This window comes from Kitasatospora sp. NPDC096077 (assembly GCF_040303245.1).
GTDB lineage: Bacteria > Actinomycetota > Actinomycetes > Streptomycetales > Streptomycetaceae > Kitasatospora.
On record NZ_JBEOSV010000010.1, the window covers coordinates 1 to 14,959 of the forward strand.

The following is a 14,959-nucleotide window of genomic DNA, read 5'->3' on the forward strand; positions in this document are numbered from 1 at the left end:
GGCGTCTGCCCGCGCGCCCCCCCCCCGCCGCCGCGCCCCCCGCCGCGCCGGCCGCTGGCCGTCTTGTCGCCGACCCAGACGGGCCCCACCCCCCGTCTCCCCCGCCCGAGGGAGCCCGCCCCTACCCGCGCAGGACGACCACGAGGGCCCGGCTCCGCGACGGTGGAAGCACCACCCACCGAGGAGCGGACATGACCCGACACCGTCCACGCGCCGTCGCCCTGGCCGCCGGTCTCGCCCTGCCGTACATCGCCCTGAAGTCCTACTGGGCAGCGGGCGGCCGGGCCGGGATCGCGAACGGCTTCGACCTCGCCGACGAGTTCCGCCGCAACGGCGCGCCCACCGCCCTGATCCGGCTGGAGCGGCACGGCGTCGACTTCACCGCCGTCCTGGCGCTCACCGGCGTGGCCCTGGCCCTCACCCTCGCCGTGCGCCCGCCTCAACGTCCGCTCCCCCGACGGCTGTTGCTCGCCACCGCCTGGGCGGGCACCCTGCTCATCCCGTACGGCCTGCTCACCGCCCTCCTCGGCGCACTCGACCGCAGCCCGACCGCCGCCCCGCTCACCGGCTGGGTGGTCCCGGCCGGCGCGGCGGCCTTCGTCGGCATCGGCACGGCGCTCGGGCTCGCTGCCCGGGCGCACCGGCCCGCTACAGTCCCGGTATGCCGCGCCTGAAGATCGAGATATCCGTCCCGGAGAGCCACGTCGAGCAGGTCGTCGAGGCCCTGCACGCCGCCGGCACGGGCCGCACCGGCGAGTACGCCCGCTGCTCCAGCGTCTGGCGGATCACCGGCAGCTGGCTGCCCTCCCCCGCCGCCCGGCCGCACCGGGGCACGGCGGGCGAGGTGGAGCGGGCGGAGGAGTGCCGGGTGGAGTCCTTCTGCGAGCGGGGGCAGGCCGCCGCCGTGCTGGCGGCCGTCCGGGCCGTCCACCCGTACGAGGAGGCGGTGGTCAACTTCCTGCCGCTGTACGACCCCCTGGACGACCCCGCCGCCGGCTGAGCCCCCGCTGCGGTCACACCCGCCCCTCCCGTCCCGGTCTGGCGAAAACCTGTCGTCCCGGCCCGCCCCACCCCGTACCGTGGACCGGTCGATGATCTTGGCATTCGCCAGTCGCACAGAACGGGGCACCACGATGCAGCAGTACCAGGGCTGGGCCGATGAACGCTACGGCGCCGTCGCGGACGCCTTCGCCGGCAACTTCGCCGACTTCCCCGAACTCGGCGCCGCCGTGACGGTGTTCGCCGGCGGCCGCAAAGTGGTCGAGCTCTGGGGCGGCACCGCCGACCAGCGCAGCGGCCGGGCCTGGACGCAGGACACCGTGGTCCCGGTGTTCTCCTGCGCCAAGGGCCCGGTCAGCATCAGCGCCCTGCTGCTCGCCGAGCGCGGCCGGCTCGACCTGGACGCCCCGATCGCCCGCTACTGGCCCGAGTTCGCCCGGAACGGCAAGCAGGGGATCACCACCCGGATGATCCTCGGCCACCGGGCCGGCCTGCCCGCCCTGGACGCGGTGCTCCCCTTCGAGGAGATCGCCGCCTGGGAGCCGGTGATCCGCGCCATCGAGGCCCAGCAGCCGCTCTGGGAGCCCGGGACGACGCACGAGTACCACGGCCATGTGTTCGGCTTCGCGGTCGGCGAGGTGATCCGCCGGATCACCGGCCTGACCCCGGGTGCGTTCCTCCGCAAGGAGATCGCCGAACCGCTCGGCCTGCCGCTGTGGATCGGCCTGCCGGAGGACGAACTCCCGCGCCTGGCCAGGCTGGTGGAGGCGGACGGCCGCCGCCCGATGCCCGGCCCGGAGCACCTGCTCACCCGGATCGTCACCATGAACGGCGCCCTGGTCTTCCCCGGTCTGGACGTGCCGCACGGCTGGAACGACCCGGTACTGCACGCGATCGAGCTGCCCGGCGCGGGCGCCGTCGCCTCCGCCACCGGGCTGGCCGGCCTGTACGCGGCCGCCGCCACCGGCCTGGACGGCGGGCCCCGGCTGCTCTCCGCCGGGACGGTGACCGACGCGACCCGGGAACTCTCCTCCGGCCAGGGCTACCTGGGCTTCGACATGGGCGCCCGCTGGGGCTCCGGGATGCTGCTGGACTCGCCCGGCTTCCGCCCGCTGCTCGGCGCCCGCAGCTTCGGCAACGACGGCGCGGGAGGCCAGTTCGCCTTCGGTGACGACGAGTTCGGCATCGGCTTCGGCTACGTCGCGAACCGGATGATCGGCCACGGCGACGCCCGCGCCAACCGGCTGGTCGAGGCGGTCCGCGGGTGCCTGGGGTGACGGAGTTCCTGGCCCGGCTCACCGAACTCGCGGCCACCGCCGACCTCGGCGGGCTGCGCTACGACGCCTCGCTGCCGCAGCTCGCCGCCCGCTTCGGCGACCCGTACGACAGCGGGCGCGTCCACAAGCAGACCCGCTGGCCGCACGCCTTCGGCTGGGGCGACGCCTGGACGGTGTTCTGCGGCTGCCGCCGGCTGCGCTCCTTCTCGCTGCCGACCTGGCACGGGGAGCTCGAACTCCCGGTGGACGGCGGCGGGTTGCGCACGTACGACACCCGGGTCACCGAGTCCGCGCTGACCGCCGCACTGACCGCGGCCGGCTGCGCCTGGGAGACCGTGACCTACCGGAACATCCCCGGCCAGCGGACCCTGGAGGTCACGCCGGCCGGGGAGGTCCGGGTCGGCTTCGTGCTGGTCGACCGGCACGACTACGACCAACCGCCGCAGGACGACTGGCTGTTGTCGAAGGTCGGGCTCTGGGGCTACGACCACCCCGACTGCCCCGAGCCCGACCCCGCCCTGCCGGACGACGGCTGGGGCGCGGACCGGGGCTGAACTCCCCGGCGGCGGCGGTCCGTTCCGTCCCCTGTGCGGAACGGGCCGCCGACCGCGTCCAGGCGGGCTACTTGAGCAGGAAGTCGTAGACCGCCTGCCGCCCGGCCGGGTCGGCCGCCCGGGTCTGCACCGAGTGCGCCGCACCCGGGACGATCACGATCTGCGGGTCGTGCGCCGACTTCGCCTCCTGGTACAGCCACTCGTTCGGGGTGGAGAGGTCCCGGCCCCCGCCGAGCAGCAGCACCGGCACATTGGGCAGCTTGCGGTGCGCCGGCGGCAGCGGCGGCACCGGCTCGCGCGGCCAGTCCAGGCAGACCAGCAACGAGCCCAGCCCGGTCGCGGTCGCCGGGTCGTACGGCCAGGTCTGCTCGGCGGTCAGGTCCTGCCGGGTCCGCTCCAGCGCGGCCGCCCGGCCCTCGACCGGGGTGTCCGCGGAGCCCCACGGGTAGCGGCCGTCGGCGCACAGGGTGGCGGCGTGCAGGCCCTGGCTGAGCGCCTCGGCCGGGGCTGCGTCGCCCTTGTGCACGTCGTCGATGAAGGCCTGGAGCTTCTCCGGGTGTCCACCGGCCGCTGCGTGCAGGGCTTCCGGCACCCCGCCGTAGTTCGGGTCGGTGAACTCGTAGCTGGTGAGCGCGTCCAGGATCTGCGCCCCGTCGCCGTACTGCCGCACCGTGGCGGAGAGGTCGGCGGCCGGGTCGGTGGTGCAGCCGGTGGCCTGGCAGGCGGCCCGCAGCACCCGGGCGGTGGCGGGCAGCGCGACCAGGTCCATCGGGTCGTAACCGCCCTGCGGCACCACCGAGTCGAGCACCAGCCGCTCGACGTGCGCCGGGTGGGCGAGGGCGTACCGCTCGGCGACGAAGGTGCCGTACGAGACGCCGTCCAGGGTCAGCCGGTGGTCGCCGAGGGCCTGGCGCAGCAGGTCGATGTCGCCGACGGTGTCCGCCGTGCCGTAGTAGCGGGCGTTCGGGCCGAGCGCGGTGGCGCAGTCGGCGATCGACTGCTCGCGCGGCACGGCGAGGTCGGAGGAGCCCATGTCCGCCTGGAGCCCGGGGCACTGCAGCGCCCGCCGGCCGGTGCCGCGCTGGTCGTACATCACCAGGCGGTAGTCCTTCAGCACGGGCGTCAGTTTGCTCGCGATCCGGCGCATCAGCGGCACGCCGGGCTGGCCGGGGCCGCCGGTGAGGAACAGCAGGTCGCCCTTGGGGGCATCGGCGTTGCCGGTCGTCGCCACGTCGAGTTGGAGGGTGCCGGGGGTGGCGCCGCTGTGGTCGAGCGGCACGGTGATGCTTCCGCAGGTGAACTCGGGCGCGTCCGGGCAGGGGGCCTGCCCGGTGATCCCACCGCCGGGCCGGTGCCGTGGCTCGGCCGACGCCGTGGCGGCGGGGCCGGCCAGGGTGGTGCCGGCGACCACCGCGACGGCGCCCAGCAGGGCGGCGACACGGCCGCGCGTACTCGTCATGGTCGTCCTTCCGTAGGCACCGCGTCCGACTGACGCGGTCGCGGAAGTAGCTTGGGCCAGCCACGACTTGGAAGGCGAGTGCTCGGGCCGGGATTCGCCCAGGGTCGAATCCTGACCCGGGACCGGACCACCGGGACCACCGGGACCACCAGGCCCGGACCGCCGGGACCGGACCGCCGGGACCGCCGGGACCGCGCGCCCCCGCTCGGCTCACGCCAACGCGCGCGGCAGGAGCACCCGCACCCACTCCTCCGGCTGCGACACGTGCGGGGCGTGGCCGGCCCCCGTGTACAGGTGCCGTGCGGCCTGCGGCAGGGCGAGGTCGATGAGGTCCAGCACCTCGCCGTACATCGGCGGGCTGTCGTCGCTCTGCGTCAGCAGCGCCGGCTCGTCGAACCGGGCCAGCGCGGTCAGGTCGAGGTCCAGCGCGTCCGGGTCGCGCAGCTCGTCCAGATAGGTCGGCGCATTGCGGACGAACGTGTGCCGCACCGGCGCGGGCAACTGCTCCCAGGCGCCCGGACCGAAGGCCACCGTGTCCACGAACAGTTCCGCCGCGGCCGCCGACTCGGCCCGCTCCAGCAGTTCCCGGACGGCGGCGATCCGCCCGGCCAGCGCGGTGGCGATCGGTCGCAGCTCCGGCTCGGTCAGCAGGACGCCGGTGGCGGGCGGCTCGTGCACGGCGACGCCGCGCAGCAGGTCCGGCCGGGCCGCGGCGAGCCGCAGGGCGATCAGCGCGCCGTACGAGTTCCCGCACACGTACGCCGGGGCGAGCCCGAGCCCCTCGATCAGCCCCGCCAGGTCGGCCGCGTCCTCGTGCACCGAGCCCTGGGTGAGCGGGTCCTCGCTGCGGCTGTGCCCGCGCCGGTCGTAGGCGACGACGGTGGTGGACTCGGCCAGCCCCGGCACCACCCGGGCCCAGGAGTCCGCGTCGGTCCACGAGCCGTGCACCAGCACCACCCCGGGGCCCTCGCCGCGGGCCTCGTAGTGCAGCGACACCCCGTTCGCCCTGATCTCGGCCATCACGAGCCTCCCGGCCTCGGCGGTGCTCCCCCACCAGCCTGACACAACCGCCCGGAACACTCAGCCCGCGCCGACCGGCCCCCGGAGGCAGCCCGACACGGCCCCGACACGACCCCGCGAGCGGCCCCGGAGCACCCCCGGAACAGCCCCCGGTCAGCTCATCCCGCGGACCGGCGGCTCGTCCCTGGTCCCGTCCTCCGCGACCACCGTGAAGTGCTCCCGCCCGGACACCGCCAGGTCCACCGGGTACAGCGAGGCGGTGTCGTTGACGTCCAGCTCACGGCTCTGCCGGCCGGTCGCCGCGTCGACCCGGGTCAGCTTGTCGCGGGTCATCGCCCACACCGAGCCGCCGTCCACCAGGAGGCCGGTGACCTGGTCGTCCAGGCCCGCCGTCCAGCGCTTGGCCCCGTCCGCCAGCGAGTAGGCGACCAGCCGCCCGGTGGCGGTGCGGCTCGGGTGCGGGCCGCCGCTGATGCTGACGTCGCCGGGCTTCTCCCCCGGGACGATCAACAGGTCGTCGACGACCACGCCGCCCAGCAGCGGCCGGGCGCTGAACTCGTCGAAGGCGTGGACCCCGCCCAGCATCACGTCCAGGTCGTACTCGTCGCCGGAGACCGGTATCGCGGCCCGCTGCCGGCCCGAGCGGTCGTAGCTGAGCACCGCGTGGGTGCCGTGCTCGGCCTGGGCGTCGACCCAGACCGCGAGCGGCTCGACCGAGACCACCATCAGGTTCTTCAGCCCGCCCTCGGTCGGCAGGTCGATCCGGGTCCGGTCCTTCCCGTTCCCGGGCGCCAGCGACCGCAGGACCGCGGCCCCGTCACCGCACTGCGCGGCCGTCACCACGTCCTGGTCCCCGCCCGCGACCTCCAGCGGCGTGCACCCGGTGTCGGGCGCGCTGCGCCACAGCTCCCGGCCGTCCGTCAGCCGTACCGCCCGCCAGCCGTCCGTGCCCTGCAGCACGGCCTGGGTGCCCGCCACCGCGACGAGGTCCGAGTCCGCGCCGTCCCCGTCCCGGGCGGGTGCGTCCACGGTGTCGGTCCAGCCTTCCCGGCCGTCCGCGAGGTCCAGCGAGGTCACCGCAGCGCAGGGCTTGCCGCGCGGCGAGTGCCCGACCAGACCGATGCCGCCCGCGCCGATGCCCCGGCTCATCGTGCACACCGAGTCCTGGCCCGGCGGCGTCCAGTGCCAGGCGACGGAGCCGCTGCCGGTGCGGTAGGCCACCACCTGGTCGGGGCGGACCCGCACCACCAGGCTCCCGCTGGTCCAGCTGCCGACCGCGCGGACGGTGGACGGCTGGTCCGGCGGCGCCTTCCAGTCGTCGTTCAGGCCGTCCCCGGCGAAGCAGAGGAAGATCCCCAGTCCGAGCACGCTGCCGACGGCCGCCGAGGGGAGTCCGCGCCGGGGGTGGATCAGCGCCCAGACAAAGCCGGCGCCGCAGGGCAGCAGCCCGAGGATGCTGATGGCGCCCATGAAGGCCAGGCTGTCGCCGCCGAACCCGTTCGCGGGGCCGAACAGCACGGCCAGGCCCAGGCTCGCGAACATGGCTCCCAGGACCCCGCCGGCGACCACCATCAGGTCCTCACGGTGCCTGACGAACCTGGCGCGCCACCTCGTCCTCGCCCGGACTTCACTGTCCTCGGGCCCCTTGGCCATGCCGGTGTCTCCCCTGCGAACCTGCGAAGAGCCGCCCAGACAAAACAGGACGACGATCATCGGATCGTCGCAGAGCAGAGCAAGATCCTGAACAAAGAGCAGGAAAAACCCCGCCCTCCCCTACACATGGGAGCCCCGTACCCCGGCCGTCACGCCCCGTGGCCGAGCCGTCCCGCCCCGTCAGCCCCTGCCGCCCCTCCGGTCACCCCTGCCCCTGCAGCCCCTCCCTCCTCTCCTGCTCCTCCCGCCCCTCCCGCCGGGCCGGCGGCACCACCGGGAAGGCGTCGGCGGTCGCGGGTCAGTCCGCGAACACGGGCCGGCTCCGATCGAACTCGACGTACTCGAACACCGCCCCGCCCGGGTGCCGGGCGGTCGCGTTGCGCCCGGTCGGCACCTGGTTGGGGCCGTCCAGCAGCTCCCCGCCCAGGGTCCGCAGCAGCTCGCCGAGGCCGTCCAGGTCGTCGACCAGCAGGGTGCTCTGCACCCGCCGGAAGGGCGCCAGCGCCTCCTCCGTGCCCGCGACGACCAGCAGGCCACCGATCCGGGCCACCTCCACGCCGGCGTGCGGGAAGCGCAACCCCTCGCTCTCGCCGGTGAGTTCGCGCAGCGTGGGCAGGGCCGTGTCCAGATCGTCCACATACACCCGGGCCAGCGTCGCCAGTACCTTCATCCTCCGACCTCCGCCTCTTCGCACTCTTCGCACTCTTCGAACCGCCAGGCCGACAACCGGTCGACACCCAAGATCAATTCGGTATTCCCGAACTGTCGAAACGAGATACTAGACTGCCCGACGAGCCCGCCACCAGAGCCGGCCGCCGCCCACCCGAGGAACCCGATGCGGACCCTGCCCCACCCCCACCCCGAGGACTTCGACCTCGCCACCGTCCTGCACGCCCTCGGCGACCCGGTCCGCCTCGAACTCGTCCACCGCCTCGCCCGGGACGGCGAGACCACCTGCAGCCCCGAGGGCCTCAGCGTCCCGCGCTCGACGCTCTCCAACCACTGGCGGATCCTCCGCGAGGCCGGCGTGGTCGCCGTCCGCACCAGCGGCAAGACCCGGCTGGTCACACTCCGCCGCGACGCCCTCGACACCCGCCTCCCCGGCCTGCTCGCCGCCGTCCTGGACGAGCTGACGGGCGGCCGCGACGGGTGACCAACCACCTTGCCCGCACGGTAGGTTGAAGCGGACGGGGCGCGGCCGCCGGAGCCCGGGCCCCACGCGCGGAAGGGGGCGGGGATGCGGCCGGGCGAGGTACTCGACGGACGGTACGAACTGGTCGAGCAGATCGGCGAGGGCGCCTTCGGGGCGGTCTGGAAGGCCCGCGACGCGCGCATCCGCCGCCTGGTCGCCGTCAAGGTGCTGCTCCCCGGCGGCACCGGCTCCCCCAAGGACGCGGCCCGGTTCGAACGGGAGGTGGCCACGGCCGGCGCGCTCAACCACCCGTCCATCGTCACCGTGCACGACTTCGGACAGCACCGCACCGCCGACCGCCCACTGTTCTTCCTGGTCATGGAGCTGCTCGACGGCGCCCCGCTCAGCCACCACCTGGCCGACGGCCCGCCGCCGCTGCACCGCGCCCTCGACTGGGCCGCCCAGATCGCCGGCGCGCTGGGCACCGCGCACCGGGCCGGGGTGATCCACCGGGACGTCAAGCCGGCCAACGTGATGGTCCAGCCCGGCGGAGCGGTCAAGGTGGTCGACTTCGGCATCGCCCGCACCGGCGCCGCCGACGACGGCGTCACCAGCACCAACGTGATCGTCGGCACCCCCGCCTACATGGCCCCCGAACGGTTCGACAGCCGCACCCTGGACGCCCGCTCCGACCTCTACGCCTTCGGCTGCCTGCTGTACGAACTCCTCACCGGCCGACCGCCGTTCCGCGGCACGCTGTTCGAGCTGATCCGCCAGCACGGCGAGTCCCGGCCGGCCGCCCCCGGCACCCTGCGGCCCGGACCGCCGGCCCTGCCCGCCGACCTCGACGCCCTGGTGCTCGACCTGCTCGCGAAGGACCCGGGCCACCGCCCGGCCGACGCCGAGGAGGTCGCCGACCGCCTGCTCCGGATCGCCGGGCCGCTCGGCCGGCCCGGCCACCCCGCGGCCACCGTTCCCGACCCCCGCTCCGCCGCCGAGCGGGCCGAGCAGGACGCCTATGTACTGGCCCGCCGCCGGGAGGCGGACGAACTGCTCGCCCGCGCCCACCAGGAGGTCACCCGGCGTCAGGAGCAGTTCGCCACCGAGGCCGCCCAGCTCCGCCGTGAGGCCGAGCAGGGCATAGCCGACCTCAAGGCGCTCACCGAGTCCGCGGCGCAGCAGATCCTCGCGGACGCCCGGGCCCGCGGCGAACAGCTGGAACGCGACTCCGCCGCCCGGGCCGCCGCCAGCCTCCGGCAGCTCGGCGAGACCGAACAGCGCAACGACCTGCTGAGCCGCCAGGCCGACAAGCTGCGCAGCGACGCCGAACAGCTGCGGCGCAGCGTGGAGAACGCCGGCCGCCAGGCCTCGGGCTTCCTCGCCGACGCGGCCGCCAAGGCCGGCCTCGGACCGGCTCCGGAACCGGGGCAGCAGCCGGACGGGCCGCCCGCGCGGACCCGGCGCGGCCGCCCGGGCATGCGGGAGCTGCTCGGGCGCAGCCGGGCGACCGGGCGGGACCCGCAGGGCTCCGAGGAGGCGCGGCGGCGCCAAGAGTAGGTCAACTCACCGTGTCCCGACCCGAGTTGACAGCGGGGCCAAGCTTGGCCCTTCGCCGTACCACCGCCCGCGCTCCCCCGACCGGGTGAGCCTCGTCGACCGACCGTACGCACACGGACGGCGGCTCGTTCTGCTGTACATGACCCCCGCGCTCTCCACAGCTTCCGCACGGCCCGGGCACGGTGCCACCCCGAGGCCGTCGTGGCGGTGATCGGCCGGGCGACGGCGGCGGTGCTGTCGCTCGCCATCCTGCTGGTCCCGGCGGCCGTCACCCCCGGTGAGCAGCGGGCGCCCCGGGTCGGCACCGGGTGGTGGGAGGTCTCCGCCAACGCCGCCAACGTCCGGCTCGACCACTTCGGCGAGCGGACCGTGATCGGGCTGGCCCGCTCCGGCGACCGGGTCGAGGTGGTGGACACCTGGACCTCGCCGCTCGGCGCCCGCTGGGCGAAGGTCCTGGTCACCCGCACCCGCGTCACCGGGTGGGTGCTCTGGCCCCTGCTGGCGCACCGCGACCCGCCGCCGGAGCCGTAGCCCGGGGCGGCCCCGACCCCAGGCCCCCCGCGAACCCCAGGTCGCCCCGCGCAACCGGACGCCCGCCCACCGGCACCGCGGCCCGATCCGACAGAATCCACGGGACACGCCCTCGCACCACCGCCCCGGAAGGACCGGAATGTTCCGAGCGCAGCACCCGCGCACCCCAGAGCTCAGCCCGTGGGACGACGACGGACCGGTCTCCGGCATCGCCCTACTGCTGCCCGGCGGGTTCATCCGCAGCCACCGCGGCCCGCTCCGGATGGCCGAACTGGGCATGCGGGGCCTCGCCACCGAACTCGCCGACCGCGGCCGACCGCACGGGCTCGCGGTGCACCTGCTGCACTACCGCTACAGCGGTTGGAACGGCGCCGACGCCGACACCGCCGTGGACACCCGCTGGGCGCTCGACGAACTCGCCCGCCACCACCCGGGCGCGCCGGTGGTGCTCATCGGCAACTCGCTCGGCGGCCGGGCGGCGTTCTGGTGCGCGGAACACCCGAGCGTCGTCGGGGTGGCCGGAATCGCCCCGTGGCTGCCCAGCGGCGACCGGGTCGAGCACCTCGCCGGGCGACGGGTGCTGATCGTGCACGGCACGGCCGACCGCAGCGCGGCCGGCGCCGCCCAGTCCCTGGAGTACGCGCTGCGCGCCCGGCAGGTGACACCGGACCTCGCACGCTACGAGGTGCCCGGCGGCAGCCACTACCTGATCCGACGGGGTGCCGACGTCATGGCGCTGACCACGGACTTCACCCTCGCCGCACTGGGCATGGCGGCCGCACCGCCGGCGACGGGGGCGGTCTGCACCCGACTGCCGGCCCGGGCGTAGCCGAGGGGGCCGAACTCCCGCTCCGACCCTGCCGATCGGCAGGGTCGGAGCCCGGACCCGGTGAACGCTTTATGCCGATCGGCAGATGTGCGGCGGGGGTGCCGGCGGCCAGTCTTGGGGTCACCGAGACGGTGGCCACCGGGGCCACCGGAGAAGGGAGCCTCCACCGTGTTCCGCACCACCGCCCCTGCCACCACCACCGTCCGCACCCTCCGCGCCCGTGCCCTTCGCACCGGCACCGCCCGTACCGTCGCGAGGAACACCGACACCGGCGACGCCACCCGGCCCGTCCGGCAACACCCCACAGGATCCGTGCAACTGATCGTTCGTCAGACTCGTGTTCTCCACGAGAGGCCATTCCGACCTCCTTCCGCCCCGCCCTCCTCGGAGACCACATGCCCAGCACCAAGCGCACGGCTCCCGCCCTCGCCCTCGCCGGACTGCTGCTCGCCGCCGGGCCCACCCCGGCCCTGGCCGACGCCGGGGCTCCGCACGACGGCCCGGACCGAGCCGCCCTGAGCGCCGCGATAGCCGCCCGACCAGGGGATCCGACGGCGGGCGTGGTCGCCCGGGTGACGATCGACGGCCACACCTGGCGCGGGACGGCCGACGACCCGGTGAGCGGCCAACCGGTCGCGCCCGACGCCGCCTTCCGGATCGGCAGCATCAACAAGACCTTCGTGGCCACGGTGCTGCTCCAACTCGCCGCCGAGCAGCGGATCAGCCTGGACGGCACCGTCCAGCAGTACCTGCCCGGAGTGCTCCCCGACGGCGTGCTGCCCGACGGCTCGCCCGGCCCGGCCTACCAGCCGATCACGGTCCGCCAACTCCTCGACCACACCAGTGGGCTGCCGCAGGCCGCCGAGGGCCCGGGGCAGGTCCCCAACGACGAAATGATCGCCCGGCGCTTCGACGTCGAGACCTTCGACCAGGTCGTCCAGAAAACCCTGCGCCCCACCACCCGCTCCTGGCCCGAACCCGCTTTCGCACCCGGCACCGAGCAGCAGTACAACAACTTCAACTACCGTCTCGCGGGCCTGCTCATCGAACGCGTGACGGGCCACCCACTCCGACAGGAGGTCACCACCCGCATCCTCGCGCCCCTCCACCTCCGGCACACCGAACTGACCGACGGCGCGCCCGAGATGCCCGAACCGCACCTGAACGGCTACCTCCTCAACGGCCTCCACGTCCCGACGGACGTCTCCGAGCAGGGCGGCAACTCCGAGTCGATGGTGTCCACCCCGGCCGACCTGGACCGCTTCCTGCGCGCCCTGCTCGGCGGTGGACTCCTGCCGCCGCAGCAGATGCACGACCTACTCACCCTGCCCCGCGACGCCTCCGGCCGGCTGCTGCCCTACGACGGTTCCGGCGACTGCCAGTTGGGCCCCGACAAGGGCCGGGCCTGCTACAGCGCCGGGCTGCTGGCCCTCCCGCTGCAGGACGGCACGGTGCTCTGGGGCAAGACCGGCCACGACCTCGGCTACTCCGACGGCATCTTCGCCACCGCGGACCTGCGCAAGCGCCTGGTCTACTCCGTCGGCTTCTCCAATGGCACCCCGGCCCCGGCCCTGCGCCTGGCCGCCGTCACCTTCGGCCCCTTCGCACCCTGACCCCACGCCCGACCTCGACCCCTCCCTCAACCCCGACCATGCTCACCCGGCCCACGGTCCCGCGCCGTCGGCCGGGCGGGCGGCGGCGCCATCCCGAGACCCCCACCCCGAAATCGCATTGGCGGTCCGCCGCCCCTCCTGCCTATCGTCGGCGCATGACCATCCGAACCTTCCGCATCATGGTGCGCGGCGTCTTCGACGGCCTCACCGAGGCGCAGCGCGCCGAACTCCTCGCCGCCGCACCCGAGCACGACGTCCTGCACGCCGCCTTCACCCGTGAGGGCCACCTCAGCTACGACCTCTCCGCCCGCTCCGCCTTCACCTTCCGTTTCCTCGACGAGGGCGAGGCCGAGGAGGACATCCTGGAGGCCACCGAGCGGGCCGAAGCGGCGGCGCGGTCCTGGCTGGCCGACCGCGGCTACGGCCACAAGAACCTCCGCTCCCAGGCCGAGGACCTCTCCCAGGCCCCCCTCGGCAAGCGACAGCGCCGCGCCGCCAACAGCGCCGGCTGACCCGACCCCCTCCCCCCTCCGCCACCTCCTTGACGGCTCCGCCCATGCCTATACTTGAGCAGTCAAGGAGGTGGCAATGACAAGCCCGACCGACCCCACAGCCGCACCGACCCCGGCAACACCCCCCGTCCCCGGCACCGCTCCCGACGGCAGCCCCGGCACCGCGCCCCGCCCCGACCCGCTCGACACCGCCCTGCGCCTGGTCCGTGCCCAGACCGCTCTGGTCAAGCGCTTCGACGCCGGCCTCAGCGGCCTGCACGGCGTGAGCCTGTCCGACTTCACCCTGCTGCTGCACCTCGCCCAGGCCCCCGGCGGCCGGATGCGCCGGGTCGACCTGGCCGAGGCCCTCGGCCTCACCGCCTCCGGCGTCACCCGCGGCCTCGCCCCGCTGGAACGGATCGGCCTGGTCACCCGCGAGGCCGCCGCCCGGGACGCCCGGGTCGCCTACGCCGCCCTCACCCCGACCGGCCGCGAGCGACTCGGCGAGATGCTGCACACCGCCCGGCAGGTCGCCGCCGACCACTTCGCCCCCGACCGCTGGACCAGCGAGGACCTCACCCAGCTGACCACCCTGCTCACCCAGCTCGGCGGCACCGCCCCCGACCACCGCCCCATCCCGAGCCCCTGACCGACCCCCGCCCCACCCCACGCCCTAGGCTGAACCCGAACCACCCACACCATCTGCACCACCCGCACACCCTCGCGAAGGGCAGCACGATGACCCGCACTCCCGACCCGGCGCCCGGCAGCTCCGCCGGCGCGTCGCCCCACCGGGAGCCCGCACCCGCCCTCGCCGACACCCAGCGCGCCCACTGGCAGCAGACCTATCAGGCCCACCCCGGCATATACGGCGAGCAGCCCTCCGCCCCGGCCGAGCACGCCGCCCGGGCCTTCGCCGCCGCCGGCGCCCACCAGGTCCTCGAACTCGGCGCCGGCCACGGCCGCGACGCCCTCCACTGCGCCCGCTCGGGACTCAGCGTGCTGGCCACCGACTTCAGCCCGACCGGCCTGGCACAGCTGCGCGGCGCCGCCGCCGAACACGGCCCGGCCGAGCGGGTCCGCACCGCCGTGCACGACGTCCGCGAGCCGCTGCCCCTTCCCGACGCCTCCGTCGACGCGGTCTTCGCCCACATGCTGCTCTGCATGGCGCTCAGCACCGAGGAGATCGAAGCGCTGGTCGCCGAAGTGCGCCGGGTGCTGCGCCCGGGCGGCAGCTTCGTCTACACCGTCCGCCACACCGGCGACGCCCACTACGGCGCCGGCACCGGCCACGGGGACGACATCTGGGAACACGGCGGCTTCGCCGTCCACTTCTTCCCCCGCGAGCTGGTGGACCGGCTCGCCGAGGGCTGGCACCTCATCGAGGTCCATCCCTTCGAGGAGGGCGAACTGCCCCGCCGCCTCTGGCGCATCACCCAGGAGACCCCCCGATGACCACCCCGGACCAGGCCACCCCCGAACAGACCACCCCGGACGAGACCACCGCCCACGCCGCCGACCCCGACCTCACCATCGACGGCACCGGCCTGCTCTGCGTCCAACTCCTGCTCCGCCTGCGGGCCCGGATCGCCCACCTCCCGGCCGGCGCGGTGGTCCACATCCACACCACCGACCCGGCCGCCCCGCTCGACCTCCCCGCCTGGTGCCACCTGACCGGCCACGCGTACCTCGGCCCGGTCCCCTCCCCGGCCCCGGACCGGGAGGTGTACGCCCTGCGCCTCACCTCGTCCCCGGTCCCGACCCGCCCCGACCGCCCCTGGCACCCCGCCCCCGCATCCCCCTCCACCACGGACTGACCGGAAAAATCCCCGCGCGCCCACCGC

The 14,959-nt window shown here is 75.0% G+C and carries 17 protein-coding genes; 13 read left to right on the top strand and 4 right to left on the bottom strand.

Annotation, left to right across the window (positions count from 1 at the left end; all coding sequences use genetic code 11):
- The first annotated feature begins 191 nt into the window (after nt 1-191).
- From ABTZ03_RS12215 to ABTZ03_RS12230, 4 genes are all read left to right on the top strand, one after another.
- On the top strand, nt 192-674 hold the full coding sequence (locus ABTZ03_RS12215) for a hypothetical protein (RefSeq protein ID WP_350512836.1): 483 nt from the start codon (nt 192-194) through the stop codon (nt 672-674).
- Nucleotides 662-1,000 carry a YqfO family protein gene (locus ABTZ03_RS12220; protein WP_350512837.1) on the top strand — a complete coding sequence of 113 codons (339 nt, stop codon included), beginning with the start codon at nt 662-664 and terminating at the stop codon, nt 998-1,000. Before ABTZ03_RS12215 ends, ABTZ03_RS12220 begins: the two co-directional genes overlap by 13 nt.
- A gap of 91 nt (nt 1,001-1,091) precedes the next feature.
- Complete coding sequence (locus tag ABTZ03_RS12225) at nt 1,092-2,276, top strand: serine hydrolase domain-containing protein (RefSeq protein ID WP_502894445.1); 1,185 nt, start codon at nt 1,092-1,094, stop codon at nt 2,274-2,276.
- On the top strand, nt 2,273-2,830 hold the full coding sequence (locus tag ABTZ03_RS12230) for a holo-ACP synthase (protein ID WP_350512838.1): 558 nt from the start codon (nt 2,273-2,275) through the stop codon (nt 2,828-2,830). The genes ABTZ03_RS12225 and ABTZ03_RS12230 overlap by 4 nt, the downstream gene beginning before the upstream one ends.
- 67 nt (nt 2,831-2,897) lie before the next feature.
- On the opposite strand, the gene ABTZ03_RS12235 is transcribed toward ABTZ03_RS12230, so the two are convergent.
- From ABTZ03_RS12235 to ABTZ03_RS12250, 4 genes are all read right to left on the bottom strand, one after another.
- Complete coding sequence (locus ABTZ03_RS12235) at nt 2,898-4,289, bottom strand: alpha/beta fold hydrolase (RefSeq protein WP_350512839.1); 1,392 nt, start codon at nt 4,287-4,289, stop codon at nt 2,898-2,900.
- A gap of 210 nt (nt 4,290-4,499) precedes the next feature.
- Entirely contained in the window at nt 4,500-5,309 is an 810-nt protein-coding gene (locus tag ABTZ03_RS12240) for an alpha/beta fold hydrolase (protein ID WP_350512840.1), read from the bottom strand.
- Between the two features lie 153 nt (nt 5,310-5,462).
- Entirely contained in the window at nt 5,463-6,851 is a 1,389-nt protein-coding gene (locus ABTZ03_RS12245; protein ID WP_350512841.1) for an outer membrane protein assembly factor BamB family protein, read from the bottom strand.
- 409 nt (nt 6,852-7,260) lie between these two features.
- Nucleotides 7,261-7,632, bottom strand: a complete 372-nt coding sequence (locus tag ABTZ03_RS12250; RefSeq protein ID WP_350512842.1) for a VOC family protein — start codon at nt 7,630-7,632, stop codon at nt 7,261-7,263.
- Nucleotides 7,633-7,797: 165 nt separating this feature from the next.
- Between ABTZ03_RS12250 and ABTZ03_RS12255 the strand changes: the two genes are divergently transcribed.
- The 9 genes from ABTZ03_RS12255 to ABTZ03_RS12295 all read left to right on the top strand — a co-directional run bounded on the left by ABTZ03_RS12255 (nt 7,798) and on the right by ABTZ03_RS12295 (nt 14,932).
- Complete coding sequence (locus tag ABTZ03_RS12255; protein WP_350512843.1) at nt 7,798-8,115, top strand: ArsR/SmtB family transcription factor; 318 nt, start codon at nt 7,798-7,800, stop codon at nt 8,113-8,115.
- Between the two features lie 84 nt (nt 8,116-8,199).
- Nucleotides 8,200-9,651 carry a serine/threonine-protein kinase gene (locus tag ABTZ03_RS12260; RefSeq protein ID WP_350512844.1) on the top strand — a complete coding sequence of 484 codons (1,452 nt, stop codon included), beginning with the start codon at nt 8,200-8,202 and terminating at the stop codon, nt 9,649-9,651.
- Between the two features lie 201 nt (nt 9,652-9,852).
- Nucleotides 9,853-10,182 carry a hypothetical protein gene (locus tag ABTZ03_RS12265; RefSeq protein WP_350512845.1) on the top strand — a complete coding sequence of 110 codons (330 nt, stop codon included), beginning with the start codon at nt 9,853-9,855 and terminating at the stop codon, nt 10,180-10,182.
- 139 nt (nt 10,183-10,321) lie between these two features.
- Nucleotides 10,322-11,011 carry an alpha/beta hydrolase gene (locus tag ABTZ03_RS12270; protein WP_350512846.1) on the top strand — a complete coding sequence of 230 codons (690 nt, stop codon included), beginning with the start codon at nt 10,322-10,324 and terminating at the stop codon, nt 11,009-11,011.
- A gap of 395 nt (nt 11,012-11,406) precedes the next feature.
- Complete coding sequence (locus ABTZ03_RS12275; protein WP_350512847.1) at nt 11,407-12,624, top strand: serine hydrolase domain-containing protein; 1,218 nt, start codon at nt 11,407-11,409, stop codon at nt 12,622-12,624.
- Between the two features lie 155 nt (nt 12,625-12,779).
- On the top strand, nt 12,780-13,136 hold the full coding sequence (locus ABTZ03_RS12280; protein WP_350512848.1) for a DUF6204 family protein: 357 nt from the start codon (nt 12,780-12,782) through the stop codon (nt 13,134-13,136).
- A 76-nt stretch (nt 13,137-13,212) separates the two neighbouring features.
- Nucleotides 13,213-13,764, top strand: a complete 552-nt coding sequence (locus ABTZ03_RS12285) for a MarR family winged helix-turn-helix transcriptional regulator (RefSeq protein ID WP_350512849.1) — start codon at nt 13,213-13,215, stop codon at nt 13,762-13,764.
- 89 nt (nt 13,765-13,853) lie between these two features.
- Nucleotides 13,854-14,570: a class I SAM-dependent methyltransferase gene (locus ABTZ03_RS12290; protein ID WP_350512850.1), complete on the top strand. Its 717-nt coding sequence runs from the start codon at nt 13,854-13,856 to the stop codon at nt 14,568-14,570.
- A complete protein-coding gene (locus ABTZ03_RS12295; RefSeq protein WP_350512851.1) occupies nt 14,567-14,932 on the top strand; it encodes a sulfurtransferase TusA family protein in 366 nt (121 codons plus the stop codon). The genes ABTZ03_RS12290 and ABTZ03_RS12295 overlap by 4 nt, the downstream gene beginning before the upstream one ends.
- The last annotated feature ends 27 nt before the right edge of the window (nt 14,933-14,959 follow it).

Bases quoted from the DNA above. Each gene is read 5' to 3' on its own strand.
- ABTZ03_RS12215 (WP_350512836.1), top strand. From the start codon at position 192: ATGACCCGACACCGTCCACGCGCCGTCGCCCTGGCCGCCGGTCTCGCC.
- ABTZ03_RS12220 (WP_350512837.1), top strand. From the start codon at position 662: ATGCCGCGCCTGAAGATCGAGATATCCGTCCCGGAGAGCCACGTCGAG.
- ABTZ03_RS12225 (WP_502894445.1), top strand. From the start codon at position 1,092: ATGATCTTGGCATTCGCCAGTCGCACAGAACGGGGCACCACGATGCAG.
- ABTZ03_RS12235 (WP_350512839.1), bottom strand. From the start codon at position 4,289: ATGACGAGTACGCGCGGCCGTGTCGCCGCCCTGCTGGGCGCCGTCGCG.
- ABTZ03_RS12240 (WP_350512840.1), bottom strand. From the start codon at position 5,309: ATGGCCGAGATCAGGGCGAACGGGGTGTCGCTGCACTACGAGGCCCGC.
- ABTZ03_RS12245 (WP_350512841.1), bottom strand. From the start codon at position 6,851: ATGTTCGCGAGCCTGGGCCTGGCCGTGCTGTTCGGCCCCGCGAACGGG.
- ABTZ03_RS12250 (WP_350512842.1), bottom strand. From the start codon at position 7,632: ATGAAGGTACTGGCGACGCTGGCCCGGGTGTATGTGGACGATCTGGAC.
- ABTZ03_RS12255 (WP_350512843.1), top strand. From the start codon at position 7,798: ATGCGGACCCTGCCCCACCCCCACCCCGAGGACTTCGACCTCGCCACC.
- ABTZ03_RS12260 (WP_350512844.1), top strand. From the start codon at position 8,200: ATGCGGCCGGGCGAGGTACTCGACGGACGGTACGAACTGGTCGAGCAG.
- ABTZ03_RS12270 (WP_350512846.1), top strand. From the start codon at position 10,322: ATGTTCCGAGCGCAGCACCCGCGCACCCCAGAGCTCAGCCCGTGGGAC.
- ABTZ03_RS12275 (WP_350512847.1), top strand. From the start codon at position 11,407: ATGCCCAGCACCAAGCGCACGGCTCCCGCCCTCGCCCTCGCCGGACTG.
- ABTZ03_RS12280 (WP_350512848.1), top strand. From the start codon at position 12,780: ATGACCATCCGAACCTTCCGCATCATGGTGCGCGGCGTCTTCGACGGC.
- ABTZ03_RS12285 (WP_350512849.1), top strand. From the start codon at position 13,213: ATGACAAGCCCGACCGACCCCACAGCCGCACCGACCCCGGCAACACCC.
- ABTZ03_RS12290 (WP_350512850.1), top strand. From the start codon at position 13,854: ATGACCCGCACTCCCGACCCGGCGCCCGGCAGCTCCGCCGGCGCGTCG.
- ABTZ03_RS12295 (WP_350512851.1), top strand. From the start codon at position 14,567: ATGACCACCCCGGACCAGGCCACCCCCGAACAGACCACCCCGGACGAG.